The organism is Caulobacter sp. D5 (genome assembly GCF_003185805.1).
Classification (GTDB): Bacteria; Pseudomonadota; Alphaproteobacteria; order Caulobacterales; family Caulobacteraceae; genus Caulobacter.
The window spans coordinates 1-1485 of sequence record NZ_QHJY01000417.1; the positions used below are offsets into that span (position 1 = coordinate 1).

Below are 1485 nucleotides of genomic sequence, written 5' to 3' on the forward strand. Positions count from 1 at the left end.
TATGATCCCTCGCGAGCTGTCGTACTTGAAGGCTCGCGAAGCCAATCGCCCGCGAGGAAAACACGTCGTTGCGACGAAATCAAAACGGTTAATCGTATTTTACGAACCGATTTCCCCCGTGGCGCGAACTCTGGACGTTTCATAGAGCGCGATCGCCGCCGCGGCGGACACGTTCAGGCTCTCGAAGCCGCCAGGCATGGGGATTTTTCCCATCGCGTCGCAATGTTCGGCAACCAGGCGCCGCACGCCTTCGCCCTCCGAACCGAGCACCAGCACGGTCGGACCGCCGTCGAGCACCGCCTCCAGGCTCTCCTCGGCCTCGCCGGCCAGGGCCACGGCCCGCCAGCCCAGGTCGGCCAGTTCCTCGAGCGCCCGGGAAAGATTGACCACGCGCGCGTAGGGGACCTTGTCCACCGCCCCGACCGCGGTCTTGGCCAGCACGCCGGACAGCACCGGGGCGTGGCGGTCCTGCAGCACCGCGCCCTTCACCCCGAAGGCGGCGGCCGAGCGGAAGATGGCGCCGACGTTCTGCGGGTCGGTGATCTGGTCGAGCATGACGATCACGCCCTTGGCCGGCGTGGCCAGTTCGGCCAGCGACAGCGGCTCGGGCTCGTCCACCTTCATGGCGATTCCCTGGTGCACGGCGCCCTGGGGCAGCTGGCGGGCGATATCGACGGCCTCCATCACCTGCAGGGCGGGGTGGCGCTGGAGATTCGGCGCGAGTCGCTTGGCGCGGTCCGGGGTGACCAGAAGGCGCTTCGGCGCCGGCCTGGCGGGGTTCGAAAGCGCCGCCTCGACCGCGTGATTCCCCCAGATCCAGTCCTTTTCGTCGCTGTGAGGCTTGGAAAAGTGCTTGTTTTTCTGATGCTTGCCGCGATTTTCACGTTCTGGCGCTTTTGGCCTTCCACGGTCGTTGCGTTCAGAATGAGAGGACACTATAAGACGCGCTCCGATTTGGGGGCCACGAGGTTCCGCGAGCCGGTCCGGCGCTGCTTAGCACCGTCCGAACCTGCTCAAAGAGCTTTTGTTCCTCGATCCACAGCAGCCGTTTGACACGGCCGCCAAGATCGAAGATACGGCCGCCTCTTCCGGAGTTCACATCGCGCCGTGGGGGAATGTCCCGAGCGGCAAAGGGGGCGGACTGTAAATCCGCTGCGAAAGCTTCGAAGGTTCGAGTCCTTCTTCCCCCACCACGCGCGATGAACTGAACGACCGGAAGGTGGGCGAGGCCCCCGAGCCAAGAGACGGGAGCCGATCGCGACCCCGCTGCCAGCTAGGCCCATTCTTGGTCCTACAGGGCGGGTATAGCACAATGGTAGTGCAGCAGCCTTCCAAGCTGAGGATGCGGGTTCGATTCCCGCTACCCGCTCCAGCTCCCCCGAAGTGATACCCGTAACAATCAGCCGCCGGCGCGAAGGTAGAGACGATGGCCAAGGAAAAGTTCGAACGTAATAAGCCGCACTGCAACATCGGCACCATCGGTCA

1 protein-coding gene and 2 tRNA genes are annotated in these 1485 nt (G+C 64.4%); 2 read left to right on the plus strand and 1 reads right to left on the minus strand.

Features of this window, described 5'->3' with window-relative positions:
* Positions 1 to 99: 99 nt before the first annotated feature.
* Entirely contained in the window at positions 100 to 936 is an 837-nt protein-coding gene (gene rlmB / locus DMC18_RS22575) for a 23S rRNA (guanosine(2251)-2'-O)-methyltransferase RlmB (RefSeq protein ID WP_110118168.1), read from the minus strand.
* Positions 937 to 1109: 173 nt separating this feature from the next.
* Between rlmB and DMC18_RS22580 the strand changes: the two genes are divergently transcribed.
* Both DMC18_RS22580 and DMC18_RS22585 read left to right on the plus strand, forming a co-directional pair.
* A tRNA-Tyr gene (locus DMC18_RS22580) sits at positions 1110 to 1193 on the plus strand.
* A gap of 105 nt (positions 1194 to 1298) precedes the next feature.
* Positions 1299 to 1372: transfer RNA gene (locus tag DMC18_RS22585), tRNA-Gly, on the plus strand.
* Positions 1373 to 1485: the final 113 nt, after the last annotated feature.